This is a genomic window from Reyranella sp. (genome assembly GCF_017305915.1).
In the GTDB taxonomy this organism is placed as follows: Bacteria; Pseudomonadota; Alphaproteobacteria; order Reyranellales; family Reyranellaceae; genus Reyranella.
The window spans coordinates 35,584-59,857 of the sequence record NZ_JAFKJN010000035.1; the positions used below are offsets into that span (position 1 = coordinate 35,584).

Genomic DNA, 24,274 nt, shown 5'->3' on the forward strand with positions numbered 1-24,274 from the left:
TCCTGCCGCCGGGATGATACACCAACCGACGATCGGGGAGGCGTGATGACTGTACTGGGCATCCTGGGCGGCAGCGGCGTATACGATATCGCAGGCCTCGGGCAGGCCGAATGGCGGCGGATACAATCGCCGTTCGGCGAGACCTCCGACGAATTCCTGTTCGGCGTGCTGGGCGGCCAGCCGGTGGTGTTCGTGCCGCGCCACGGCCGCGGCCATTTCCATTCGCCGACCTCGATCAATTATCGCGCCAATATCGACGCCCTGAAGCGGGTCGGCGTGACCGACATCCTCTCGCTGTCGGCTTGCGGCTCGTTGCGCGAGGACCTGCCGCCGGGTCATTTCGTGGTGGTCGACCAGTTCATCGACCGCACCTTCGCGCGCGAGAAGAGCTTCTTCGGCAAGGGGCTGGTGGCGCACGTCTCGATGGCCCAGCCGACCTGCAACCGGCTTGCACAGGCGGTGCACGAGTGCGCCCGGGAAGCCGGCTTCCCGATCACCTTCGGCGGCACCTACATCGCGATGGAGGGGCCGCAATTCTCCAGCCTCGCCGAATCGAAGCTCTATCGCAGCTGGGGCTGCGACGTGATCGGCATGACCAACATGCCGGAGGCCAAGCTCGCCCGCGAGGCGGAGATTTGTTACGTCACCGTCGCCATGGTCACCGACTTCGACTGCTGGCACCCCGACCATGACCATGTCCAGGTCGCCGACATCGTCCGCGTGCTGCTCGACAATGCCGAGCGCGCCAAGACGCTGGTCTCGATGATGGCGCCGCGGCTCGCCAGGACGCGGCCCACCCCCTGCCCGGCCGGCTGCGACCGCGCGCTCGAGCACGCGCTGATCACCGGGCCGGCAGCGCGCTCGCCCGCGATGATCAAGAAGCTCGAGGCGGTCGCGGGACGCATGCTCAAGGCTTCGTAGGCACGGCTCGGAAAGCCTGTGCAAAACTCCGCGGCGATCGCCTCATTATGGGCAATGGAACGCGTGCGAACCCGCATAAAAAGCCTCTGATTCTCGGTTCCATTGCCCATAATAGGTGTTGATGCGGCGATCGTGCTTAATGACCCGCATGATGACGCTGCAAGACCTCGGATGGACGATCAACCGCAACGGTTTTCGACCGTTTTCGCCGTTTTTGGCGAAGGCGCGAAAAATCGTGAAAACGGCGCGTTCAGATCGCCGGCGCGAGCCGGTGGGCGACCTGCGAAGCGTACTTTGCCGCGATCGGCAGGAAGGCCCGGAAGTCGAGATGGCTGCGGCGGCCCGCGAGGTCGCTCAGGCAGCGCACATTGACGAACGGGATGTCGCCGCCCCAGCGGCGCGCCACCTGGGCGACCGCGCCGCCTTCCATATCGACCGCCTTGGCGGCGAACTCGCCGTGCAGGCGCCGCCGGTGGTCCTCGGCATTGATGAAGCTGTCGCCCGTCAGGATCGGGCCGAAATGGACCCCGGGCACGCGCGGCCCGACGCCGACCTCGGCCGGCAACGGCTCCAGCGCGAAGCCGTCGATGGCTTCGCGCAGCCGCGCGACCAGCGGTTCGGACTCGGGATAGCCCGGCTTCCAGTCGGTCGTCCCACGCGAGGGCCGGCTGCCGGGCTGGATGGTGAGGAAGTAGCCCTCACGATGGGTGCCGTAGTCGTGCTGGACGTGACTGGTGCCGATCACGACGTCGCCGACGCCCAGCGCCGGATCGAGCCCGCCCGCGACGCCGCACAGCATCAGCGCGCGGCACTCGAAACGGTCGAGCAGCAGCGAGGTGGCGACGCCGGCATTCACCTTGCCGGCGCCGGACTCGACGAATACCGCCTCGCGGCCGGCGATCCGGCCGCGCCAGAAGCTGTGGCCGCCGATCGTGTGCGCCGGGCCCGACTGGTCCGCGGCAGCGGACTGGTCCGCTGCAGCGGACTGGTCCGAGAGATGGGCGAACTCCTCCGGCAAGGCCGATATGACGCCCAGAAGCCTGCTTGCCATGCCCGAATGGGCTATAAGGTCGTCGCCTCCATGTCCACCATCCTCCCCGACCGGCGCGCCCTGCGCGACGCCTGCACCGCCTTTGCCCGCGACGCCGCGCGCGAGATCCTGCGCATCTATGCCGGCGATCTCGGCGAGCGCGTCAAGGCCGACCGCAGCCCGGTGACCGACGCCGACCACGCCGCCGAGGCGGTGATCGTGGCGGGCCTGCGCCAGCTCACGCCCGGCCTGGTCGTGGTCGCCGAGGAGGAGATGGCGGCGGGCCATGTGCCCAAGCTCGACGGCCGGCCGTTCTGGCTGGTCGACCCGCTCGACGGCACCAAGGAGTTCATCAAGAAGAACGGCGAGTTCACGGTGAACATCGCGCTGGTCGAGGCGGGCAAGCCGACGCTCGGCATCGTGCTGGCGCCGGTGCCCGACACGCTGTGGCGCGGCGATGCCGAGCTCGGCGCCGACAAGAGCGAGAAAGGCGGCGCCTTCCACGCGATCGCCGTGCGCACGCCACCGGCGAGCGGACTGGTGGCATGCGCCAGCCGCAGCCACGCGATCTACAGCGATCTCGACGTCTGGTTCCGCAACAACGACCTCACCGTGGCCGAACGCATCCAGGCCGGCTCGTCACTGAAGTTCTGCCTGATCGCCGAGGGTCGCGCCGACATCTATCCGCGCTTCGGCCCGACCAACGAATGGGACACCGCCGCCGGCCAGGGTGTGCTCGAGGCCGCCGGCGGCGAAGTGGTGACCACCGACGACCGTCCCCTCGCCTACGGCAAGCCGGGTTTCGGCAACCCGCACTTCATCGCCCGCAGCAAGGCGGCGCGATGACCGCGCCGGAAGACTGCGCGGCGATCGCCGAGGCCGCACGCCTGATCCGGGCGGGCGAGTTGGTCGCCTTCCCGACCGAGACCGTCTACGGGCTGGGCGGCGATGCCACCAACGAGCGCGCGGTCGCCAAGATCTTCGAAGCCAAGGGCCGGCCGCAGTTCAATCCGCTGATCAGCCACGTGCCCGACTCGAGCGAGGCGAAGCGCTTCGTGCAGTGGAACAATGCGGCAGAGACGCTCGCTGCGAAGTTCTGGCCCGGTCCTCTCACGCTGGTGCTGCCGCGCGCGCCCGGTTCGACCGTCGCGCTGCTCGCGACCGCCGGCCTCGACACCGTCGCCATCCGTGCGCCGGCGCATCCGATGGCGCAGGAGCTGATCCGCGCCGCCGGTGTGCCGGTCGCCGCACCGTCGGCCAATCGCAGCGGCGCCATCAGCCCGACCCGCGCGGAGCACGTCGCCGAATCGCTCGGGACCAAGGTCGCGATGATCCTCGATGGCGGCCCCTGCACGGTCGGCGTCGAATCGACGGTGCTCGATCTCACCTCGGATCGGCCGACCTTGTTGCGTCCCGGCGGCGCCACGCGCGAGGCGATCGAGGCCTTGATCGGATCGATCGCGCTCAGCGACGCGCTGCCGACCGGCGATGTCGCGCGCAAGTCGCCGGGCCAGTTGCAGAGCCACTACGCGCCGTCGCGGCCGGTGCGGCTCGACGCGTCGGCCGTCGCCGCCGACGAGGCGCTGCTCGCTTTCGGCCCCAATCCGCTGAAGGGCGCCAGGCACACGCTCAATCTCAGCGTCGCCGGCGATCTCGGCGAGGCGGCGGCCAACCTGTTCGCCCATTTGCGCGCGCTGGATCGACCCGATGTCGCCCGCATCGCGGTGATGCCTGTTCCGCACACTGGATTGGGGCTGGCGATCGCCGACCGGCTGCGCCGGGCGGCCGCGGATGACGGGTCGGTTGGCCGGGGCTAAGCTCCATTCAAAGCGAGGAAACATGCCCGATACCGTCATCCAGCCCCAGATTCCGACCACGCCGGTCACCGACGAGATCCTGAAGAAGCTGCACGCCATCGTCGGCGACAAGGGCCTGGTGATCGACGAGCAGGACAAGAAGCCGTTCGTCACCGACTGGCGCGGCTCGCGTTCGGGCAGCGCGTCGGTGGTGGTGCGGCCGGCATCGGTCGAGGAGACCTCGCAGGTCGTGAAGCTCTGCCACGAGCACGGCATCGCGATCGTGCCGCAGGCCGGCAACACCGGCCTGATGGGCGGCGCCACGCCGTGGCCGACCCATCGCGGCATCGTCCTGTCGGTCGGCCGCATGAACAAGGTGCTGAGCGTCGATCCGGTCGGCTATTCGATGACCGTCGAAGCGGGCTGCATCCTGCAGACGCTGCAGGAGACCGCGGCGGCGCACGACCGCTTCTTCCCGCTCAGCCTGGGCGCGCAAGGCTCCTGCCAGATCGGCGGCAATCTCTCGACCAATGCCGGCGGCGTGCAAGTGCTGCGCTACGGCAATGCGCGCAACCTGGCGCTCGGGCTCGAGGTGGTGCTGCCCAACGGCGACATCTGGAACGGCCTGCGCGCGCTCAAGAAGGACAATACCGGCTACGACCTCAAGCACCTGTTCATGGGCGCCGAGGGCACGCTGGGCGTCATCACCAAGGCGGTGCTGAAGCTGTGGCCCGCGGCCAAGGACGGCGCGACCGCCTGGCTCGCGATCCGCGATCCGCAGGCGGCTATCGAGATCCTGTCCGAGGCGCATTCGGCTTCGGAGGACAACGTCGAGTCCTGCGAGCTGATGAGCCGCGAAGCGACCGACATGGTGCTGCGCCACATCCCGGGCGTCCAGGATCCGCTGAAGGCCGACACGCCCTGGTACCTGCTGATGCAGTGGAACTCCTCGCGGCCCAGGAGCGAGGGCGCCGAGGGCATGGCGGAGAAGATGGAGCAGTTCCTCGGCGAGCAGATGGAAGCCGGCCGCGTGCTCGATGCGGTGATCGCCCAGAACGAGAGCCAGTCGCGCAACATGTGGAAGATCCGCGAGGGCGTCGCCGAAGCCGGCCGCGCCGAGGGCCCGGGCCTCAGCTACGACATCTCGGTCTCGATCTCCAAGATCCCCGAGTTCATCGACAAGGGAATCAAGGCGGCGCTCGAGATCCTGCCGACGCTGCGGCCGCATCCGCTGGGCCATATCGGCGACGGCAACGTCCATTTCGGCTTCGGCGCGCCCAAGGGCATGGACCGGCCGACCCTGCAGCAATACGCACCGGCGGTGACGCGCGCGGTCAACGACCTGATCACCTCGATGGCGGGCTCGATCTCGGCCGAGCACGGCATCGGCATCGAGAAGCTCGACGAGCTCCAGCACTACCGCAGCAAGATCGAGCTCGACACCATGCGCACCATCAAGCGCGCGCTGGACCCGAAGAACATCATGAACCCGGGCAAGGTGCTGAGGCTTTCATGACGGACTTCGTCGCCCGATTGCATGCCATCGTCGGCGACAAGGGCTTGATCACCGACGATCAGGGCAAGCACCCTTTCCTCACCGACTGGCGCGAGAACTATCTCGGCACGGCGCTGGCGATCGTGCGGCCGGCAACCACCGAGGAAGTCGCCGCGGTGGTGAAGCTCTGTGCCGCCGAGAAGGTCGCAATCGTGCCCCAGGGCGGCAACACCGGCATGTCGGGCGGCGGCACGCCGCACGAGGAAGGCCGCGAGATCGTGCTGTCGCTCACGCGAATGAACCGCATCCTGGAGATCGACAAGGTCGGCTACACCATGACCGTCGAGGCGGGCGTGGTGCTGAAGACCATCCAGGAAGCGGCTGCCGATGCCGACCGGCTGTTCCCGCTCAGCCTCGGCGCCGAGGGAAGCTGCACCATCGGCGGCAACCTCTCGACCAACGCCGGCGGCGTGCAGGTGCTGCATTACGGCAACGCCCGCAATCTGGTGCTCGGGCTCGAGGTCGTGCTGCCCGACGGCGAGATCTGGAACGGCCTGCGGGCGCTCAAGAAAGACAACACCGGCTACGACCTGCGCGATCTCTATCTCGGCGCCGAGGGCACGCTGGGCATCATCACCAAGGCGATCCTCAAGCTCTGGCCCAAGCCCAAGGACCACGCGACCTCGTGGTCGGCCGTACCCTCGCCGCAGGCCGCCGTCGAGCTGCTGAGCAGCGCGTACGCCGCCTCCGAGGACAACGTCACCTCCTGCGAGCTGATGGGCCGGCAGGGCATCGACCTGGTGCTGCAGCACATCGCCGGCACGTCCGATCCGCTGGCAGACAAGCACGACTGGTACGTGCTGATGGAATGGTCGTCGGCCCGGCCGGCGAGCGTGGGCGACAACGCGGCTGGTCTGCGCGACAAGATGGAAGCCTATCTCGGCGAGGCGATGGAGAAGGGCCTGGTGCTCGACGCCGTGATCGCCCAGACCGAGGCGCAGTCCAAGGCGCTGTGGGCGCTGCGCGAGAACCATACTGAGGCCTCGAAGAAGGAAGGCCCCTCGATCAAGCACGACATCTCGGTGGCGGTGAGCAAGATCCCGCCCTTCGTGCCCGAGGGGCTGGCGGCGATGACCAAGGCCCTGCCCGGCTGCCGGCCGCTGGTGTTCGGCCATGTCGGCGACGGCAATCTCCATTTCAACTGCCAGGCACCGGCCGGCTGGTCCAAGCCGCAGTTCATGCAACACGGCGACGCGATCAGCGGCGCGATCTACGACCTCGTCACCGCCTATGGCGGCTCGATCTCGGCCGAGCACGGCATCGGCCGCATCAAGGTCCACGAGCTCGAGCACTACCGCACCAAGATCGAGCTCGACGTCATGCGTTCGCTGAAGCGCGCGCTCGATCCGCAGAATCTGATGAATCCAGGGAAGGTGATCCAAATTCAATAGAGGGGGAGCCTCAAATGACTGCAGCTTCGGTTGGAGTACCCGCGTCATCCCAGAGTCGCCGCGCCGTCACCGCCGCGGTGATCGGCAACGTGCTCGAATGGTACGACTTCGCCGTCTACGGCTATGTCGCGGCGATCATCGGCAAGAACTTCTTTCCCGGCACCGACGAGACCACCGAGCTCTTGAAGGCCTTCCTGACCTTCGGCCTCGGTTTCGTCGCCCGGCCGATCGGCGGCATCGTGATCGGCCGCATGGGCGACACCCACGGCCGCAAGTCGGCGCTGATGCTCACCATCTTCCTGATGGCGGCCGGCACCGTGTTGATCGGCATCCTGCCGACCTACGCCACGATCGGCGTCGCCGCCCCGGCGCTGCTGCTGCTGGCCCGGCTGATGCAGGGCTTCTCGACCGGCGGCGAATGGGGCGGCTCGACCGCCTTCATCGTCGAATGGGCGCCGCGCGACAAGCGCGGGCTGTTCGGCAGCTTCCAGCAGATGAGTGTCGTCGCCGGTCTGCTGCTCGGCTCCTCGTTCGCCGCCCTGCTCAACACGCTGCTGACCCCGGCGCAGATGGCGGAGTGGGGCTGGCGCATTCCCTTCCTGGTCGGCGGCCTGCTGGGCCCGATCGGCCTGTACATGCGCCGCACCATCGAGGAGACGCCGCACTTCGAGAAGGCGAAGGCGGCCCCGCCGCCGGCCCGCAGCGAGAGCGGCTTTGCGTTGGCCGCGCGCGCCTTCGGCTTCACCATCGTGTGGACGGTCTGCTTCTATGTCCTGCTGACCTACATGCCGAGCTGGACGGCCAAGTACATGAACCTCACACCGGCGGCCGCATTGTGGTCGAACAGCATCGGCCTGGTCGTGCTGGTGATCTCGATCCCGATCATGGGCCACCTGTCCGACCGCCACGGCCGGCGGCCGCTGCTGCTGATCTGCTGCGCGGCCTTCATCGTTTTGCCCTGGCCGCTGTTCACCTTCCTCGCCTCGGGCAAGGTGCCGTACATCGGGCTGGTGCTGGTCCAGATCGCGATTGCGATTTTGATCTCGCTCTATTCCGGCGCCGGGCCGGCGGCGATCGCCGAGATCTTCCCGACCCGCAGCCGCTCGACCTGGATGACCACCGGCTATGCGCTGTCGGTCGCGATCTTCGGCGGCTCGGCGCCGTATCTCTCGATCTGGATGATCGCGAAGCTCGGCACGCCGATCGCGCCGGTCTGGTACCTGATCGCCGCCGCAGTGATCTCCTTCGGCGTGATCTGGAGCCTGAAGGAAACCGCCCACGACGAGCTCGCCTGATGCAGATCCGCTTCGACGGCAAGACGGTGATCGTGGCTGGCGCCGCTCGCGGCATCGGCCGGGCGATCGCGCACGCCTTCGCGGCAGACGGAGCGGACGTCATCGCCTGCGATCGACTGGTCGATCAGATCGAAGCCGGCGAGCGCATCAAGGCGCTGCCCGTCGACGTCACCGATCCCAACAGCATCGACAAGGTCGTGGCCTCGGCCGGCGGCCGGGTCGACGTGCTGGCCTATGTCGCGGGCGGCGTGCTCGGCCAGTCGCCGAAGCCGCTGGAGCAGGTCAGCCCCGAGGAGTTCGCCGGCATCGTCGACGTGAACCTCAAGGGCTGCTTCCTGTTCGCCAAGGCCGTCGCGCCCGGCATGAAGCAGGCGGGCGGCGGCCGCATCGTCACCATCTCGAGCCGCGCCGGGCTGGCGACCAGCCTGACCGGCATCCAGGCCTACGCCTCGGCCAAGCACGGCCAGGTCGGGCTGGTGAAGCAGCTCGCGCAGGAGCTGGGGCCGTTCGGCATCACCGTGAACTCGGTGGCGCCGGGCTTCATGGCGACCAGCCCCGACTACGAGCGGCAGTGGAACTCCTACAGCGTGGAGTTCCGCAACTCCTTCGCCGATCGCATCGCCATGCGCCGCATGGGCAAGCCCGAGGACATCGCCGATGCGGTCCTCTTCCTCGCTTCCGACCGAGCCTCGTGGATCACCGGCCAGACGCTGCCGGTGACCGGCTCCCCTCTCGCCTGACGCCCAAGGAGGTCATCATGCCCGACACCCATAGCCCGCAGCTCGAGCCCTGGCAGTGGGCCGATTCGCACTGGCAGAAGCTGGTCCACCAGGTCCGCGCCGGCCGCAGCTACCGGCCGAAGGCGTGGAAGGACGGCGCGCGCTGCGCCGTCGCCCTGTCCTTCGATTCCGACCACGAGACCAACGAGCTGCGCGACGGCGGCAAGTCGATCGGCCGCATGGCCTGGGGCCCGTCCGGCAACCGGGTCGGCATCCCGCGCATCCGCAAGCTGCTCGACAGGCACGGCGTGAAGGCGACGTTCTACGTCCCTGCGGTGACCGCGATGCTCTACCCCGAGGAGCAGCGGGCGCTGGTCGCCGAGGGCCACGAGATCGGCATCCACGGCTGGATCCATGAGCTTAACTCGGTGCTGCCGCGCGAGGCCGAGCGCGACCTGATGCACCGGTCAGCCGACACGCTGGAGAAGATCACCGGCAAGCGCTGCGTCGGCATGCGCACGCCGTCGTGGGATTTCAGCCCCAACACGCTCGCGCTCGAGAAGGAGCTGGGCCTGATGTACGACAGCTCGCTGATGGCAGACGAGGATTGCTACGAGCTGCTGATGCACGGCGAGGAGACCGGCGTGATCGAGCTGCCGGTCGAATGGGTGCGCGACGATGCGGTCTATTTCTCCATGCACCGCTTCTCGTCGCTCAGGCCTTACACGCCGCCCACCGACGTGCTCGAGATCTTCCGGCGCGAGCTCGATGCGGCTTACGAGGACGGCGGCATCTTCCAGCTCACCATGCATCCGCACATCATCGGCTACCGCTCGCGCATCTGGATCGTCGACGAGCTGATCCGCCACGCCAAGTCCAAGGGCCAAGGGAAAGGTGGCGTGTGGTTCGCGACCCACGCCGAAGTCGCCGCCTACGCCAGGGCGAACGCGGCGTGAGCACCAATGCTCGACGGATTGCCGTCGTGACGGGCGGAGCGCGCGGCATCGGCCGCGGCTGCGCGCTCGAGCTGGCCGCGCGGGGCTACGACATCGCGCTGGTCGACCAGCTCGAGCCGGAGATGCAGCGCACCAAAGGCGAGATCGAGGCCAAGGGCCGCAAGGCCCTCGTCTACAAGGCCGACGTCGCCGTGTTCGCGCGCGCCCACGAGATCGCCGACGATGTGGCCAAGCAATGGGGCCGCATCGATTTCCTGCTGAACGATGCCGGCGCCTCCAACGCCAAGGGCATCCTGGAGATCAAGGAGGAGGAGTTCGACCGCACCATCGCTGTCAACCTCAAGAGCTGCTTCAACTACATCCACGCGATCGCGCCGATCATGCTGAAGCAGGAGGGAGGCGGCCGCATCGCCAGCATGTCGTCGCTCAACGCTCTGTCAGGCGGCGTAACGTCGGCCGTCAGCAAGCACTCCTACGCGACGGCCAAGGCCGGCATCCTCGGCCTCACCCGCGCGCTGGCCAAGGAGCTCGGGCCCAGGATCATGATCAACGCCATCTGCCCCGGCGTGATCGAGACCGAGCTCGGCAACAGCCTGACCAGAAGCCGCGGCGAGGAGATGAAGAAAGGCATCATGCTGAACCGCCTCGGCACACCCGCCGACGTGGCGCAGCTCGTGGCCTTCCTCGCCACCTCCGAGCCCTGCTTCATCACCGGCCAGCACTTCGTGATCGACGGCTTCCAGTGGTCGTGCTGATCAGCTCTTGTCGTCGCGGCGGTCGACGATCTCGTAGGGGACGTCGGTGACGTTGCGGTCGTCGGTGCGGGCCGGAGGCTGCGACACCGACCGGCCGGTGAACAGGGCGGCGAGCCATGCTCGCAGCCGGTAGATCAGCAGGATCACCACGGCGATCGCCACGCCGCCCGCGATCACCGCAAAGCCAAGCACGGCCAGGATCGCGAAGCCGATCAGGCCGAGCGCCGCCTGCAGCCAGATGCGCGGCGGCAAGCGCGAGACGAACTCGAAAAAGCCCGGGCGCCGGCCGTTCATGTCGCCCACTTCTTCTCGAAGTCCCAGACCTCGGAGAAGCCCATCAGCTCGTGCATGTTGCGGTACTGCGGCACGGCGACCCCGTTGCTGGTGCCCTTCTCTTTCAGGAACTCCCAGGACTGCCGCATCGCCTCGGCGGCGACGCTGAAGCCCAGGCCGGGATAGATCGCGACGTCGAAGCCCCATTTCTTCAGCCTGTCGACCTCGACCCGCGGCGTCTTGCCGAACTCGACCATGTTGGCCAGCAGGGGCTTCTCGACTTCCTTGCCGATCCGCTCGAGCTCGGCCTCGCTCTCCGGCGATTCGACGAAGAGGATGTCGGCCCCTGCGGCCTCGTAGGCCTTGGCGCGGCGCAGCGCCTCGTCGAGACCATGCGCGGTGCGCGCATCGGTGCGGGCGACGATCAGCGTCGCCGGATCGCGCCGCGCCTCGGCCGCGACCTTGATCTTCAGCACCATGTCCTCGATCGGGACGACGCGGCGGCCGGGCGTGTGGCCGCACTTCTTGGGCATCTCCTGGTCCTCGATCTGGATCGCGGCCACGCCCGCGGCCTCGTAGCCGCGCACCGTGCGCTGCACGTTCAGCAGCCCGCCATAGCCGGTGTCGGCGTCGGCAATCAGCGGCGTGTCGATCACCGAACAGATCATCTCCGCGCGCCCGACCATGTCGGAGTAGGTCGCGAGCCCCGCATCCGGCAGGCCGAGCATCGACGCGGTTGCGCCGTAGCCCGTCATGTAGAGCGCCGGGAAACCCATCCTGTCGGCCACGCGGGCGGAAATGCCGTCGTAGATGCCGGGCGCCAGGATGAACTCGCCCTTCGCGAGCTTGTCGCGCAGCACCCGCGCCTTCGCATTGACCGTCATCGCACTCTCCTCACACCTGCTGAACGGACAGCTTGACGTCTCCCAGGCGGATCGTCGAGCCGGGTTGGAAGGCCGTCGGCTGGCCGGCGCGCACCGCCCGGCCGTCGACCGCGGTGCCGTTGGTCGAGCCCAGGTCCTCGATCTGCAGCGCCTCGCCCGCGAGGCTGAGCCGGGCGTGCCGGCGCGACACCGTCGGATGAGCAACGACCAGCGTGCACTGGTCCGCCGCGCGGCCGACGATCGCGCCCGACCCGAGCTTGCCGACGGCGATCTCGAAGCCATGCGGCTGGCCGTGCGAATCCGCACCCTCGAAGCGCAGCGTGCCGCGCGGCACCGCAGCCGGGCGGACATGGAAGACGTGCACCGGCCGGCTGACATTCTTGAAGCTGAGCTCGCCGCCATCGACGAAGGCATAGTCGATGCGCAGCTCGGTGACATCGCGCACCGCCCGCGACACGGCGATGCCGCCCGGCTCGGCGATGCCCTGGATGCGGGCGGCCAGGTTCACGCCGTCGCCGAAGATGTTCTGGTCCTCCTGGTCGACGATCACCTCGCCGAGATGCACGCCGATGCGGAACAGCATGCGCTGCGTCTCGACGAGCGCTGCATTGAAGCGGCCCATCCGCTCCTGGATGTCGATCGAGGCATTGACCGCCGACACCGCCGAGCCGAACTCCGCCAGCATGGCATCGCCCGCGGTGCCGACCAGCCGGCCGCCGCCGGCCTCGATCGCCGGCCGCCAGACGTCGCTCTGCGCTGCCTTGAGGTGACGGAAGGTGCGCGTCTCCGCGCCCTCCATCATGCGGGTGAAGCCCGCAAGATCGGCATGGACGATGGCGGCGAGTCGGCGCTGCAACCGTCAGCGGCCCTTGAAGGCCGGCGCCCGCTTCTCGCGCAGGGCGGACAAGCCCTCGCGCAGATCGTCCGAGGTCTGGCACTCGCGGATGCCGTCGCGGATCTTCGGGATGTCGGGCTCGGCCTGGGCGAACTGCTCGATGGCGCGCTTCATGTTGGACATCGAGAGCGGCGCCAGGCCCGCGAGCTTGGCCGCGGTCGCATCGACCTTGGCCTTGAATTCGCCGCGGTCGACCAGCCAGTCGAGATAGCCGACCCGCAGCAGGTCCTCGTCGGTGAAATCCTCCGACAGCAGGAAGGCGCGCTTGGCGAAGCTCGGGCTGACCTTCTGGGTGTAGCGGCGCAGCCCGCTCGGATAGTAGTGCAGCCCGAAGCGGGCGGCCGGCATGAAGAACCTCATGCCCTTCACGCCGAGCCGGAAATCGCAGGCCAGCGCCATGTCGGTCGCGCCGCCATAGACGCCGCCGTTCAACGCGCACAGGGTCGGCATGCGCATTGCCTCCAGCCGGTCCATCACCGGCTCGAAGCTGTCCTTATGAACCTCGGATGAGGGCTTCGCCTCCTTGCCCGACGGGATCGAGCCCAGGTCATAGCCCGAGCAGAAGGTCTTTTCGCCCGAGCCGGTCAGCACGGTGACGCGCACATTGGGATCGGCATCGGCCTTCTCGATCGCGGCGCGCAGCTTGCCGAGCCCCTCGGTGTTCAGCCGGTTATGCTTGGCCGGATCGTTGAGGGTGATGGTGGCGCGCGGGCCGTCGATGGCGAGCAGAACGGTGTCGGTCATGGTGCCGGGACATTACTCCAGCGAGTGGCCGAACGCGACCGGGCGCGGCATAGTGCGGTCCGGAGGATGAAATGACTTATACCGCCCCGCTCGCCGACATGCGTTTCGCGCTGCGCGAAATCGCCGGCCTCGGCAAGGTCGCGGCGCTGCCGGGCTACGAGCATGCGACCGACGACACGGTCGACGCGGTGCTGGAAGAGGCCGCCAAGCTCGCCGGCAACGGGCTGGCGCCGCTCAACCGCGACGGCGACAAGGTCGGCGCCAAGCTGGAGAACGGCGTGGTCCGCACCGCGCCGGGCTTCACCGGCATCTACAAGGAATTCGTCGACGGCGGCTGGAACTCGCTGCCGTTCGATCCGGAGTTCGGCGGCCAGGGCATGCCGTGGCTTCTTGCGACCACCGTGCAGGAGATGTGGCAGGCGGCCAACATGGGCTTCGGCCTCGTCCTGCTGCTGAACCAGGGCGCGATCGACGCCATCCACCACCACGGCTCGGCCGAGCAGAAGGCGACCTATCTGCCCAAGATGATCTCGGGCGAATGGACCGGGACGATGAACCTGACCGAGCCGCAGGCGGGCTCCGACCTCGCCCAGCTCAAGAGCCGCGCGGTGAAGAAGGACGACCACTACCTGATCAGCGGCCAGAAGATCTTCATCACCTACGGCGAGCACGACCTCACCGAGAACATCGTGCATCTCGTCCTGGCGCGCACGCCCGATGCGCCGGCGGGCGTGCGCGGCATCTCGCTGTTCATCGTGCCGAAGTTCCTGCCCGCCGCCGACGGCAAGCTTGCTGCGCGCAACGACCTGCGCTGCGTGTCGCTCGAGCACAAGCTCGGCATCCATGCCAGCCCGACCTGCGTCATGAGCTTCGGCGACGACGGCGGCGCGGTCGGCTGGCTGGTCGGCGAGGAGGGCCGCGGCCTCTCCTACATGTTCACCATGATGAACAATGCCCGCCTGTCGGTCGGCATCCAGGGCCTGGCGATCGCCGAGCGCGCCTACCAGCAGGCCGCCGCCTTCGCCAAGACCCGCGTGCAGTCCAAGGACGACGGCAGTGCCCAGCCGCAGCCGGTGTCGATCGTCCACCACGCCGACGTCCGCCGCATGCTGATGAGCATGCGCGCCCAGGTCGAGGCGATGCGGGCGCTGGGCTACTACACCGCCGCCGGCATCGACGGCGCGCTGCGCCATCCCGACAAGGAGGCGGCGCGCAAGATCCAGGACCGCGTCGACCTGCTCATTCCGATCGTGAAAGCATGGTTCACCGATTTAGGCAACGAGATCGCCTCCACGGGCGTGCAGATCCACGGCGGCATGGGCTTCATCGAGGAGACCGGCGCCGCGCAGCACCTGCGCGATGCCCGCATCTTGCCGATCTACGAAGGCACCAACGGCATCCAGGCACGCGATCTGGTCGGCCGAAAGATCGCCAAGGACGGCGGCGAGACCATGCTGGGCCTGATCGCCGAGATGCGGGCCACCGCCGAGGAATTGAAATCGGCGCCCGGCGATGACCTGGCGGCCATCCGCGCCGGCGTCGTGGCCGCGGCGGACTCGCTGGAAGACGCCACCAGGTGGGTGGCCCAGTCGGTCAAAGGCGAGCTGGTGAGCGCGCTGGCGGGCTCTGTGCCGTTCCTGCGGCTGGCCGGGACGGCGCTGGGCGGCTGGCTGCTGGCCCGCAGTGCCGTGGTGGCCCAGGGCAAGCTCGCCTCTCGCGACGGCGATCCGGCCTTCCTGGAGGCCAAGCTGATCACCGCCCGCTTCTATGCCGAGGTCATCCTGCCCCCCGCGCTGGCCCAGCTCGGACCGCTGAAGGCGGCCGGCCGCACGGTGTTTGCCCTGACCGAGGAGCAGATTTGAGGGGCACGTCCGGCTCGGCGTCCGGATTCCCCCGGACGGCTCCGATGTCGATGGCACAAGGCTTTTAGGCGATTCGTCCGGGAATCCGCTCCACCCCTTCACCATATTTTATCCGGATAATATTGACTGAAATATTTTACCCGGATAAAAAGAGGCATGCCGAAACGAAACCTTCGCTGCACCGCCTTCGTCGGAACCGAGATGGTCTCCTCGGGTCCTTTGGAAAAAGTGGCCCTTGCCCTCAAGGAACGGCTTCGCCGCGACGCCACTGTCACACCGCTGGTGTTCGAGGACGCAACCGCCCGGCCGATCGACCTCGATCTGCGCGGCACCGACGACGCCATCGTGCAGCGCCTCGACGATGACCCCGACCAGGGCCTCAAACCGCCGGCCCGCGCCCCGGGGAGGCCGAAGCTCGGCGTCGTGCCGCGCGAGGTCACGCTGCTGCCCCGCCACTGGGACTGGCTCAACAACCAGCCCGGCGGCGCCTCTGTCGCCCTGCGGCGACTGGTCGACCAGGCCCGCCACGCCGATCCGGTCGCCGAACGGGTTCGCCGCGCCCGCGAGGCGACCTACCGCTTCATGACCGCGCTGGCGGGCAACGAGCCGGGCTATGAGGAGGCGACAAGGGCTCTCTTCGCCGGCGACAGCGCGCGCTACGATGCGCTGATTGCGGGCTGGCCGGTCGGCGTCCGGCACTACGCCCGCTTGCTGTCGCTGGATGCCTTCGAGGAGAAATCGTGACGGGCAACGGACTGATCGAGCTGGCATCGGACGAAGCCCGGGCCTTCGCCGACCGCTTCGACCTTGCCGCGCTCGAGCCGGCCTTCCTCGCCGATCCCTTCCCCTACTATCACGCGCTGCGCCGCTTCGCGCCGGTGAAGCGGCTGCCGGACGGCAGCGTGTTCCTGTCGCGCTACGCCGACGTCGCGGTTTGCTACCGCGACCCCAGCATGCGCTCGGACAAGAAGGCCGAGTTCGGCCCGAAGTTCGGGACCGGCACGCCGCTCTACAAGCACCACACGACCAGCCTGGTGTTCAACGATCCGCCGCTGCACACGCGGGTGCGCAAGCTGCTGGCCGCCGCCTTCACGCCGCGCGCCCTGGCGGCGATGCAGGCGCGCATCGAGGCCGTGGTCGACGAGTTGATCGAGCGCCATGCCGGGGCGCGCCGCATGGACCTGGTCGAGGACTTCGCCTTCCGGCTGCCGGTCGAGGTGATCTGCGACATGCTGGGCGTGCCGGCGGGCGACCGCAGCCCCTTCCGCCGCTATTCGCTGGCGATCCTGGGCGCGCTGGAGCCGGTCGCCAGCGCCGAGCGGCAGGCGGCGGGCAACCAAGCGGTCGCCGAGTTCTCGGCCTATCTCGACGAGCTGATCGCCGAGCGCGCCAAGCGGCCGGCCGACGACAAGGACATCCTGGGCACGCTGATCCACGGCGCGGTCGACGGCGAGCGGCTGACCCACGACGAGCTGGTGCAGAACTGCATCTTCCTGCTGAACGCCGGCCACGAGACCACGACCAACCTGATCGGCAACACTGTCGATGCGCTGCTGCGCTTCCCCGACGAGCTGGTGCGGCTCAAGGGCCAGCCCGGCCTGCTCAAGAGCGGTGTCGAGGAGGGCCTGCGCTTCGAGAGCTCCAACCAGCTCGGCAACCGGCGGCTCTCGGCCGATACCGAGATCGGCGGCGAGACGCTGGCGGCCGGCACCTATATCCATATCGGCATCGGCGCGGCCAACCGCGATCCGGCGCAGTTCCCCGGGCCCGACCGCTTCGACGTGAGCCGTGAGCCCAACCGGCACTTCGCTTTCGGCTCGGGGGTGCATATGTGCCTGGGCGCGGTGCTGGCACGGCTGGAGGGCACCATCGCCATCGGCCGGCTGGTGAGCCGGCTCGACGGCCTCGCCTGCGACGGCGCCTGCGAGCGCGGCGGCCGCGCCCGCTTCCGCGGCTTCAACCGCTATCCGATCGCCTGGGAGAGATCGACGTGACCGGGCTCGACGCCCTGCTCGAGCGCGCAGTCGCCGCTGCGGCCGCGAGCCCGAACCGCATCCGTCGGGTCGGCGCGGTGCTGGTCACGGCCGGCTCGGAAATCGCTGCCTGCAACACCTTCCCACCCGGCATCCGCGCGCTGCCGGAGCGCGCAGCCGGCGAGAACCGCTTCATCTGGCTGGAGCACGCCGAGCGCACGGCGCTGTTCGAGGCGGCGAAGCGTGGGCTCCCGACCGACGGCGGCCTGCTGGTCTCGACCTACTTTCCCTGCACCGACTGCGCCCGCGCTCTCGTGCTGAGCGGCGTGAGGACCGTGGCGACGCCCCGGCCGGAATTCGACGATCCCGTGTGGGGCGAATCGTTCCGCACTTCCGCCGCCATCCTCAGCGAGGGCGCGGTGGAGGTGGTCTATCTCGCCGAGGACCAGGACCGGATTCACCGGCGGATCTGGGCGGTCGCCGGCGACGCGCCGGCATAGGACAGCATGACGGCGATCGTCATCGCGCCGGCCGCGATCAGCAGCGGCGCCGCGATCGCGAACGGGTAGAGGGCGCTGCCGCCCAGCGCGCCCACGATCCAGGCGGCCGACAGGACGGCCTGCAGTCGACCGGCCACCTGCCCCTGTCGATGCTCGCCGCCCAGGATCGATACCGAAGCGGTCAGGCCGGATTGCGCCAGCCCGTAGCCGGCACCCATCACGCCGAACGCCGCGATCAGCGCTTCGGGTTCGGGCGCCACAAGGCCGCCGCCCGCGCCGAGCAGGCAGACCGCGAGCCCGAACGACAGAAGCTGCTGCGGCCGCAGCGGCAGCAACCGGATGACGAACCCCTGCACCACGAACGAGCCGGCAGCGAAGCCCGCCGAGGCAAGGCTCGCCTGCCGCACGGCGGCGGCCGTTTCGAGGGCGAAACGGTCCTGGACATAGAAGGCCGTCGTCGGCTGCAGCGCGCCGAAACCCAAGATCATCGTGAAGCCCACCGCCAGGTACGGGGCGAGGCCCTCGACCGGCGGCGTCGCGGTGCGCGCCCATACCGGCTGCCGCGGCCCCTCCCGCACGCCGGCGAGCGTCGCAGCCGCCGCCAGGGCCGTGAGGATGCCGCCCGCGGCCACGGGCACGGCGAGCCCCAAGCCTGCGACCGACGCGGCGAACAGCGGCCCGGCGATGCTGGCGATGCCGACCGATGCGCCAATCAGCGCCACGGCGGACGCCCGCCGCTCGACGGCGGTATCGGCCATGCAGGCGGTCGCGGCGGGCTGGAGGCTGCCGGCCAGCAGCCCATAGATCGCGCGCGCCAGCAGCAGGGCGAGGAACGTCCCGCCGGCCGCGTAGAGGCCCGCGAACAGAAACAGCGACAGCGCCGTCGCGGCGAGGCCCGCCGCCATCACCGGGCCGCGGCCGATCCGGTCGGACAGCCGGCCCCAGTGAGACGACGTCAGGAAGAACAGCACGCCCGAGGAGGCGAATATGGCGCCGACCTCGAGCTCGCTTAAGCCCACGCTGCGGCCGTGCAGGCCGAGCGTCGCGAACACGGTCGAGTTGGCGACGGTGGCCGCGAAGACGGCGAACAGGACGATCGTCGTTTGCACGCGCGGAGCATCGCGGCGCTGTGCGCGACAGTGAAATGACAAATCATTGCCGCGCATTACCGATCGTTGCGGCGTGTTACAGCGGCTTCACCATGGTGATGCGGGTGTGCGGGTCCTTGCCGTGATCCGGTGGGCCGCGATGGACGATCTCGAAGCCGTGGCTGCTGTAGAGCCGGATCAGATGATCCATCATCTCCGCCGTGGTGAGCGACATCGCGCGGTCGCCGCGGGCGCGGGCGACCTCCTCGAGCCGGACCAGCAGCCAGCTTCCCAGGCCCGTGCCCTGCTTCACGGGATCGACGGCGAGCCGGTCGAGGTAGAGGCCGGTGTCCCGCCGCTCGGTCGCGGCGACGCCGACGATCCGGCCGCCCTCGTCGGCCACGAACACGTCGCCGCGCTCGATCGAGGCCGGCAGCCACTTGTAGTAGTCGGATGGGATCTCGCGCCCGAGGCGCTTCATGTACGGTGTGAAGGCCGCGCGCAGCACGCGGTCGGCGTCGGCACACTCGGCCGGCAGCGCCAGCCTGAAGATGAAGTCCATGGACTGAGCTTAATCTTATGCCAGGCGCGCGCCACTTCGCGGCCAGGGACTCAGCATTTCCAGCAAGGCGATTGAATGGAAAGGATGGGCCAGGTACGCGGCGTGTCGACGTTCCTCGACCACGGATAGACGCCCGTCGTCAACACGTCCGGCGCGGCCAGGATGGGAATTTCTTCAGGCCGCGTTGGCCTGTAGGTCGGTCCCCAGCCGTGCATGAGCACAAGCGCCTGCTGGCCGCCGCCGCCCAGCGGGTACGGACGGCGCGCGGCGGCGGCGGCGATCTGGCTTTCCTGGATTTGCGCCATCGACTGAGCGACCGAAGCGGCCGGCGGCGCCGGCGTGCGGGTCTGGCCGAAGGCGCTGTCGGCCGCCGCCAGGAGCAATCCGGTCTCCAGAATCGCCACGATCAGGACTGCACGCATCGCTGTCCTCCGTCCGACGCCTCGATGCAATGATGCGCCGAATCCCGCGGAAGGTCTTGGACATTCTCGTCCCGGCGCGCCCCCGGCAAAAGAAAACGCCCGGTCTTTCGACCGGGCGTTTCGTATCCGATATCGGGAAAGGGCTTATGCCGCTTCCTGTTGCTCCGCCTGCTCGGCCGAGGGGCCGCTGTCCTGGCCCTTGGCGGCGGTGTCGCGCTCGACGAACTCGATCACGGCCATCGGCGCCATATCGCCGAAGCGGAAGCCCGCCTTGAGGACGCGCAGGTAGCCGCCGTTGCGGCTGGCGTAGCGCGGGCCCAGCGTGGTGAACAGCTTGTCCGCGATGTAGGGATCGCGCAGGAAGCCGATCGCCTGGCGGCGGGCGTGCAGGCCGCCCCGCTTGCCGAGCGTGACCAGCTTCTCGACGATCGGACGCAGGTCCTTCGCCTTGTGCAGCGTGGTCGTGATCTGCTCGTGCTTGATCAGAGCGCCGGCAAGATTCATGAACATCGCCTTGCGATGCTCGGCGGTGCGGTGGAACTTCCGGCCGCGGTTGTTGTGACGCATGACCTATACCCCTTCAGCGGCCTAGTACGGCTCTTCCAGCCGCTTCGCCATTTCCTCGATGTTGTCCGGCGGCCAGCCCGGGATTTCCATGCCCAGGTGGAGGCCCATGCCGGCCAGCACTTCCTTGATCTCGTTCAGCGACTTGCGGCCGAAGTTCGGCGTGCGCAGCATCTCCGCCTCGGTCTTCTGAACCAGATCGCCGATGTAGATGATGTTGTCGTTCTTCAGGCAGTTGGCCGAGCGGACCGACAGCTCGAGCTCGTCGACCTTGCGCAGCAGGTTGCGGTTGAACGGGAAGTCGTCCTGCTGCTCTTCCTTGCGGACCTCGCGCGGCTCCTCGAAGTTGATGAAGAGCTGGAGCTGGTCCTGCAGGATGCGGGCGGCGAGCGCCACGGCATCGGCCGGGGCGGTCGTGCCGTTGGTCTCGACCGTCATCGACAGCTTGTCGTAGTCGGTGACCTGGCCGACGCGGCTGTTCTCGATCTTGTAGCTGACGCGCTTGACCGGGCTGAACACCGAGTCGACCGGGATCAGGCCGATCGGCGCATCCTCCGGACGGTTCGCCGAGGCCGGGATGTAGCCCTTGCCGGTGGCGACCATCAGCTCCATCGAGATCGAGGCGCCGTCGTCGAGCGTGCAGATCAGGTGCTTGGCATCCATGATCTGGACGTCGCCCGGCAGCTCGATCATGCCGGCGGTGACTTCGCCGGGACCGACGGCGCGCAGGTACAGACGCTGCGGGCGGTCGCCCTGCATCTTGACGGCCATCGCCTTGATGTTGAGCACGATGTCGACGACGTCCTCGCGGACGCCGGGAATCGAGGAGAACTCGTGCAGCACGTTGTCGATCTTGATCGACGTGACGGCGGCACCCTGCAGCGACGACAGCAACACGCGGCGCAGCGCGTTGCCGAGCGTCAGGCCGAAGCCGCGCTCGAGCGGCTCGGCGACGATCGTCGCGGTGCGGCCGGCATCGACGCCAGCCTCGGTGACGAGCTTCTCCGGCTTGATGAGATCTTGCCAGTTCTTCTGAAGCACGGGGGCTTACCTCTCTAGACCGGTGGTTCACGCCGCTCCGGAGGAGCAGCGAACAATTCGAAAAGAGCCGGCGCAAGAAATGCGCCGGGGCTCCAACTCAGACGCGACGACGCTTCGGCGGGCGGCAGCCGTTGTGCGGGATCGGCGTCACGTCGCGGATCGCGGTGACGGCGAGACCGACGGCCTGCAGCGCGCGCAGCGCCGACTCGCGGCCCGACCCCGGACCGCGCACCTCGATCTCCAGCGTCCGCATGCCGTGCTCCATCGCCTTGCGGCCGGCATTCTCGGCGGCCATCTGGGCGGCGAACGGCGTCGACTTGCGCGAACCCTTGAAGCCCTGCTGGCCCGACGACGACCAGGCGATGGTGTTGCCCTGCGCGTCGGTGATCGTGACGATCGTGTTGTTGAAGCTGGCGTTCACGTGGGCAACGCCGGCGATGATGTTCTTGCGCTCCCGGCGACGGGGACGCGCGGCGCCGGAGGCGGCGCCGCTGGTGGCGGCGGCTGCAGGCTTGGCCATGATGATCCCCTCTTACTTCGTGACTTTCTTCTTGCCGGCGATCGGCTTGGCCGGGCCCTTGCGGGTGCGCGCATTGGTGTGCGTGCGCTGGCCATGGACCGGCAGGCCGCGGCGATGCCGCAGGCCGCGATAGCAGGCGAGGTCCATCAGACGCTTGATGTTCATCGCCGTCTCGCGACGCAGGTCGCCCTCGACCGTGTAGTCGCGGTCGATCGCCTCTCGGATGCGGATGACCTCGTCGTCGGTCAGGGTATTGACCCGGCGCGACACATCGATCCCCACTTTCCCCAGGATCTCCTTGGCCTTCGCCTCGCCGATCCCGTGGATATACTGCAACCCCACGACCACCCGCTTGGCGGTGGGGATGTTGATGCCGGCTATACGAGCCAAAGTTTCAACTCCTTCAATGACTTATGGCGCGCTGACGCGCGCCCGTCCCGACTTCCGCTGGCCCCGGAAAAGCGCGCGATTATAGGGATCGCGGCCCCCGAGTCAACGGATGCTCCACTTGTCAAGCCCTTGCCAAAACAGCGCGGATTTGACGGTAAACCTCGTCCATCGCGGCCATCCCGTCGACCTTCTTCAGGACCCCCTTGGCCCGATAGTAGGGCAGCAGGGGCTCGGTCTGGGCGCGATAGGCGGCCATGCGGGTCTTCATGGTCTCTGCATTGTCGTCCTTGCGCCGGGTGAATTCCTTCGACCCGCAGACGTCGCAGACCCCGTCGACCTTGGGCCGCTTGAACTTGTCGTGATAGCCCGTGCCGCACTTGGCGCAGGTGAAGCGGCCGACGATGCGCTCGGTCAGCGCCTTCTCGTCGACTTCCATCTCGATCACCTCGTCGAGCTTCTTGCCGGTCTTGGCGAGCATCTTGTCCAGCGCCACGGCCTGGGCCTCGGTGCGCGGGAAGCCGTCCAGGATGAAGCCCTTGGCGCAATCCGGCTGGGCGATGCGGTCTTCGATCAGGCTGACCATCAGCTCGTCCGGCACCAGCTTGCCGGCCTCCATGATGCCCTTGGCCTGCTGGCCGAGCGCGCTGCCCGACTTCACGGCGGCGCGCAGCATGTCGCCGGTCGAGAGCTGGATCATGCCGAGATCGGTTTGCAGTCGCTGGGCCTGGGTGCCTTTCCCCGCCCCCGGCGGACCCAGGAGAATGATGTTCATCGTCCTCAGCGTCCTCTTCCCCGCAGGCGGGCCTTCTTGATGAGGCCCTCGTACTGGTGCGCCAGGAGATGCGCCTGGATCTGGGTCACCGTGTCGAGCGTGACCGAGACCACGATCAGCAGGCTGGTGCCGCCGAAGTAGAACGGCACGCCGCCGCGGGCGATCAGCAGCTCCGGCAGGATGCAGACGGCCGACAGGTAGGCCGCGCCGATCACGGTCAACCGGGTCAGGATGTGCTCGAGATACTCGGCGGTGTTCTTGCCCGGACGGATGCCGGGGATGAAGCCGCCGTTCTTCTTGAGGTTCTCGGCCGTGTCGGCCGGGTTGAACACGACCGTCGTGTAGAAGAAACAGAAGAAGACGATCAGGCCGATATAGGCCAGCAGGTAGAGCGGCGTGCCGTGCGCCAGGTAGGTCTGCAGCCAGCTCGCGATGCCGGGCTCGCCGCCGGGACCCTGGAACGAGGCGATGGTCGCCGGGAACAGCAGCAGCGAGGAGGCGAAGATCGGCGGGATCACGCCCGAGGTGTTGATCTTGAGCGGCAGGTGCGAGGCCTCGCCGCCGTACATCTTGTTGCCGACCTGGCGCTTGGGATACTGGACGACGATTCGCCGCTGCGCGGTCTCCATGAAGACCACGACCGCCACGACGACGACTACGCCGACCGCCAGCGCGATGATGAACAGCGCCGACAGCGCGCCGGTGCGGCCGAGCTCGAGGGTCTGGACCATGGCGTTGGGCAGCGCCGCCACGATGCCGGCGAAGATGATCAGCGAGGTGCCGTTGCCGACGCCGCGGGCGGTGATCTGCTCGCCGATCCACATCAGCAGCAGGGTGCCGCCGACCAGGGTGACCATGGTGACGAAGCGGAAGAACAGGCCCGGGTCGTGCACCACCGGCCCGACCGACGTGGTCTGGCTCTCGAGGCCGACGGCGATGCCGTAGGCCTGGAAGGCCGCCAGCACGACCGTGCCGTAGCGGGTGTACTGGTTGATCTTCTTGCGGCCGGCCTCGCCCTCCTTCTTCAGCGCCTCGAGCGACGGCACGACCGTCGTCAGGATCTGCATGATGATGGAGGCCGAGATGTACGGCATGATCGACAGCGCCAGGATCGACATGCGGCCGATCGAGCCGCCCGAGAACACGTCGAGCATGCCGGCGATGCCGCCGGCCTGGCGGCTGAACATCTCAGCGAGGGCCGTCGGATCGACGCCCGGGACCGGGATGTAGGCGCCGATGCGGAAGACGATGAGGGCGCCCACGGTGAACCACAGGCGCTTCTTCAGCTCGGTCGCCTTACCGATCGAGCCCCAGTTCAGGTTGGAGGCGAGTTGTTCGGCGGCGGATGCCATGGACGACCCCTACG

The 24,274-nt window shown here is 68.3% G+C and carries 27 protein-coding genes; 13 read left to right on the plus strand and 14 right to left on the minus strand.

The window, feature by feature from the left end:
* Window positions 1–45 precede the first annotated feature (45 nt).
* Window positions 46–921, plus strand: coding sequence for an S-methyl-5'-thioadenosine phosphorylase (locus J0J01_RS28525; protein WP_296387016.1), 876 nt, complete (start codon window positions 46–48; stop codon window positions 919–921).
* 250 nt (window positions 922–1,171) lie between these two features.
* Here J0J01_RS28525 and J0J01_RS28530 read toward each other — a convergent pair whose 3' ends face one another.
* On the minus strand, window positions 1,172–1,972 hold the full coding sequence (locus tag J0J01_RS28530; RefSeq protein WP_296387017.1) for a 5'-methylthioadenosine/S-adenosylhomocysteine nucleosidase: 801 nt from the start codon (window positions 1,970–1,972) through the stop codon (window positions 1,172–1,174).
* A 30-nt stretch (window positions 1,973–2,002) separates the two neighbouring features.
* Here J0J01_RS28530 and cysQ point away from each other — a divergent pair, with 30 nt between their 5' ends.
* From cysQ to J0J01_RS28570, 8 genes are read left to right on the plus strand one after another with little or no spacing between them, the layout of a single operon-like run.
* A complete protein-coding gene (gene cysQ, locus J0J01_RS28535; protein ID WP_296387018.1) occupies window positions 2,003–2,797 on the plus strand; it encodes a 3'(2'),5'-bisphosphate nucleotidase CysQ in 795 nt (264 codons plus the stop codon).
* Entirely contained in the window at window positions 2,794–3,768 is a 975-nt protein-coding gene (locus J0J01_RS28540; protein WP_296387019.1) for an L-threonylcarbamoyladenylate synthase, read from the plus strand. Before cysQ ends, J0J01_RS28540 begins: the two co-directional genes overlap by 4 nt.
* Window positions 3,769–3,790: 22 nt before the next feature.
* A complete protein-coding gene (locus J0J01_RS28545; RefSeq protein ID WP_296387020.1) occupies window positions 3,791–5,263 on the plus strand; it encodes an FAD-binding oxidoreductase in 1,473 nt (490 codons plus the stop codon).
* Window positions 5,260–6,693, plus strand: coding sequence for an FAD-binding oxidoreductase (locus J0J01_RS28550; RefSeq protein WP_296387021.1), 1,434 nt, complete (start codon window positions 5,260–5,262; stop codon window positions 6,691–6,693). Before J0J01_RS28545 ends, J0J01_RS28550 begins: the two co-directional genes overlap by 4 nt.
* A 14-nt stretch (window positions 6,694–6,707) precedes the next feature.
* Window positions 6,708–7,988 carry an MFS transporter gene (locus tag J0J01_RS28555; RefSeq protein ID WP_296387022.1) on the plus strand — a complete coding sequence of 427 codons (1,281 nt, stop codon included), beginning with the start codon at window positions 6,708–6,710 and terminating at the stop codon, window positions 7,986–7,988.
* Window positions 7,988–8,728: an SDR family NAD(P)-dependent oxidoreductase gene (locus J0J01_RS28560; RefSeq protein WP_296387023.1), complete on the plus strand. Its 741-nt coding sequence runs from the start codon at window positions 7,988–7,990 to the stop codon at window positions 8,726–8,728. The genes J0J01_RS28555 and J0J01_RS28560 overlap by 1 nt, the downstream gene beginning before the upstream one ends.
* A gap of 17 nt (window positions 8,729–8,745) precedes the next feature.
* Complete coding sequence (locus J0J01_RS28565) at window positions 8,746–9,663, plus strand: polysaccharide deacetylase (protein WP_296387024.1); 918 nt, start codon at window positions 8,746–8,748, stop codon at window positions 9,661–9,663.
* Complete coding sequence (locus J0J01_RS28570) at window positions 9,660–10,418, plus strand: SDR family NAD(P)-dependent oxidoreductase (RefSeq protein ID WP_296387025.1); 759 nt, start codon at window positions 9,660–9,662, stop codon at window positions 10,416–10,418. The genes J0J01_RS28565 and J0J01_RS28570 overlap by 4 nt, the downstream gene beginning before the upstream one ends.
* On the opposite strand, the gene J0J01_RS28575 is transcribed toward J0J01_RS28570, so the two are convergent.
* From J0J01_RS28575 to J0J01_RS28590, 4 genes are read right to left on the minus strand one after another with little or no spacing between them, the layout of a single operon-like run.
* Window positions 10,419–10,712, minus strand: a complete 294-nt coding sequence (locus J0J01_RS28575) for a hypothetical protein (RefSeq protein ID WP_296387026.1) — start codon at window positions 10,710–10,712, stop codon at window positions 10,419–10,421. It lies immediately after the preceding gene.
* The gene (locus tag J0J01_RS28580; protein ID WP_296387027.1) at window positions 10,709–11,575 is read right to left on the minus strand and encodes an isocitrate lyase/PEP mutase family protein; all 867 of its coding nucleotides are present in this window, start codon (window positions 11,573–11,575) and stop codon (window positions 10,709–10,711) included. The genes J0J01_RS28575 and J0J01_RS28580 overlap by 4 nt, the downstream gene beginning before the upstream one ends.
* A gap of 10 nt (window positions 11,576–11,585) precedes the next feature.
* The gene (locus J0J01_RS28585; protein ID WP_296387028.1) at window positions 11,586–12,431 is read right to left on the minus strand and encodes an adenylate/guanylate cyclase domain-containing protein; all 846 of its coding nucleotides are present in this window, start codon (window positions 12,429–12,431) and stop codon (window positions 11,586–11,588) included.
* 3 nt (window positions 12,432–12,434) lie between these two features.
* Window positions 12,435–13,214 carry an enoyl-CoA hydratase-related protein gene (locus J0J01_RS28590; RefSeq protein WP_296387029.1) on the minus strand — a complete coding sequence of 260 codons (780 nt, stop codon included), beginning with the start codon at window positions 13,212–13,214 and terminating at the stop codon, window positions 12,435–12,437.
* Window positions 13,215–13,285: 71 nt separating this feature from the next.
* Between J0J01_RS28590 and J0J01_RS28595 the strand changes: the two genes are divergently transcribed.
* The 4 genes from J0J01_RS28595 (at window position 13,286) to J0J01_RS28610 (ending at window position 17,549) form a co-directional block, all read left to right on the plus strand.
* Window positions 13,286–15,076 (plus strand): acyl-CoA dehydrogenase, encoded by a 1,791-nt coding sequence (locus tag J0J01_RS28595; protein ID WP_296387030.1) that lies wholly within the window; start codon window positions 13,286–13,288, stop codon window positions 15,074–15,076.
* Window positions 15,077–15,232: 156 nt separating this feature from the next.
* The gene (locus tag J0J01_RS28600; RefSeq protein WP_296387031.1) at window positions 15,233–15,820 is read left to right on the plus strand and encodes a DUF2239 family protein; all 588 of its coding nucleotides are present in this window, start codon (window positions 15,233–15,235) and stop codon (window positions 15,818–15,820) included.
* The gene (locus J0J01_RS28605; protein WP_296387032.1) at window positions 15,817–17,070 is read left to right on the plus strand and encodes a cytochrome P450; all 1,254 of its coding nucleotides are present in this window, start codon (window positions 15,817–15,819) and stop codon (window positions 17,068–17,070) included. The genes J0J01_RS28600 and J0J01_RS28605 overlap by 4 nt, the downstream gene beginning before the upstream one ends.
* A complete protein-coding gene (locus J0J01_RS28610; RefSeq protein ID WP_296387033.1) occupies window positions 17,067–17,549 on the plus strand; it encodes a deaminase in 483 nt (160 codons plus the stop codon). The genes J0J01_RS28605 and J0J01_RS28610 overlap by 4 nt, the downstream gene beginning before the upstream one ends.
* Here J0J01_RS28610 and J0J01_RS28615 read toward each other — a convergent pair.
* The 9 genes from J0J01_RS28615 to secY all read right to left on the minus strand — a co-directional run bounded on the left by J0J01_RS28615 (window position 17,507) and on the right by secY (window position 24,260).
* The gene (locus J0J01_RS28615; RefSeq protein ID WP_296387034.1) at window positions 17,507–18,658 is read right to left on the minus strand and encodes an MFS transporter; all 1,152 of its coding nucleotides are present in this window, start codon (window positions 18,656–18,658) and stop codon (window positions 17,507–17,509) included. The genes J0J01_RS28610 and J0J01_RS28615 overlap by 43 nt on opposite strands.
* Window positions 18,659–18,734: 76 nt before the next feature.
* The gene (locus tag J0J01_RS28620; protein WP_296387035.1) at window positions 18,735–19,199 is read right to left on the minus strand and encodes a GNAT family N-acetyltransferase; all 465 of its coding nucleotides are present in this window, start codon (window positions 19,197–19,199) and stop codon (window positions 18,735–18,737) included.
* 50 nt (window positions 19,200–19,249) lie between these two features.
* A complete protein-coding gene (locus tag J0J01_RS28625) occupies window positions 19,250–19,621 on the minus strand; it encodes a hypothetical protein (protein ID WP_296387036.1) in 372 nt (123 codons plus the stop codon).
* 144 nt (window positions 19,622–19,765) lie between these two features.
* Complete coding sequence (gene rplQ, locus J0J01_RS28630) at window positions 19,766–20,188, minus strand: 50S ribosomal protein L17 (RefSeq protein WP_296387037.1); 423 nt, start codon at window positions 20,186–20,188, stop codon at window positions 19,766–19,768.
* A 21-nt stretch (window positions 20,189–20,209) separates the two neighbouring features.
* Window positions 20,210–21,226, minus strand: coding sequence for a DNA-directed RNA polymerase subunit alpha (locus J0J01_RS28635; RefSeq protein WP_181533906.1), 1,017 nt, complete (start codon window positions 21,224–21,226; stop codon window positions 20,210–20,212).
* A 97-nt stretch (window positions 21,227–21,323) separates the two neighbouring features.
* A complete protein-coding gene (rpsK, locus tag J0J01_RS28640) occupies window positions 21,324–21,746 on the minus strand; it encodes a 30S ribosomal protein S11 (protein WP_296387038.1) in 423 nt (140 codons plus the stop codon).
* 12 nt (window positions 21,747–21,758) lie between these two features.
* On the minus strand, window positions 21,759–22,136 hold the full coding sequence (gene rpsM, locus J0J01_RS28645; RefSeq protein WP_296387039.1) for a 30S ribosomal protein S13: 378 nt from the start codon (window positions 22,134–22,136) through the stop codon (window positions 21,759–21,761).
* Between the two features lie 121 nt (window positions 22,137–22,257).
* Window positions 22,258–22,908, minus strand: coding sequence for an adenylate kinase (locus J0J01_RS28650; protein ID WP_296387040.1), 651 nt, complete (start codon window positions 22,906–22,908; stop codon window positions 22,258–22,260).
* Between the two features lie 5 nt (window positions 22,909–22,913).
* Complete coding sequence (gene secY / locus J0J01_RS28655) at window positions 22,914–24,260, minus strand: preprotein translocase subunit SecY (RefSeq protein ID WP_296387041.1); 1,347 nt, start codon at window positions 24,258–24,260, stop codon at window positions 22,914–22,916.
* Window positions 24,261–24,274: the final 14 nt, after the last annotated feature.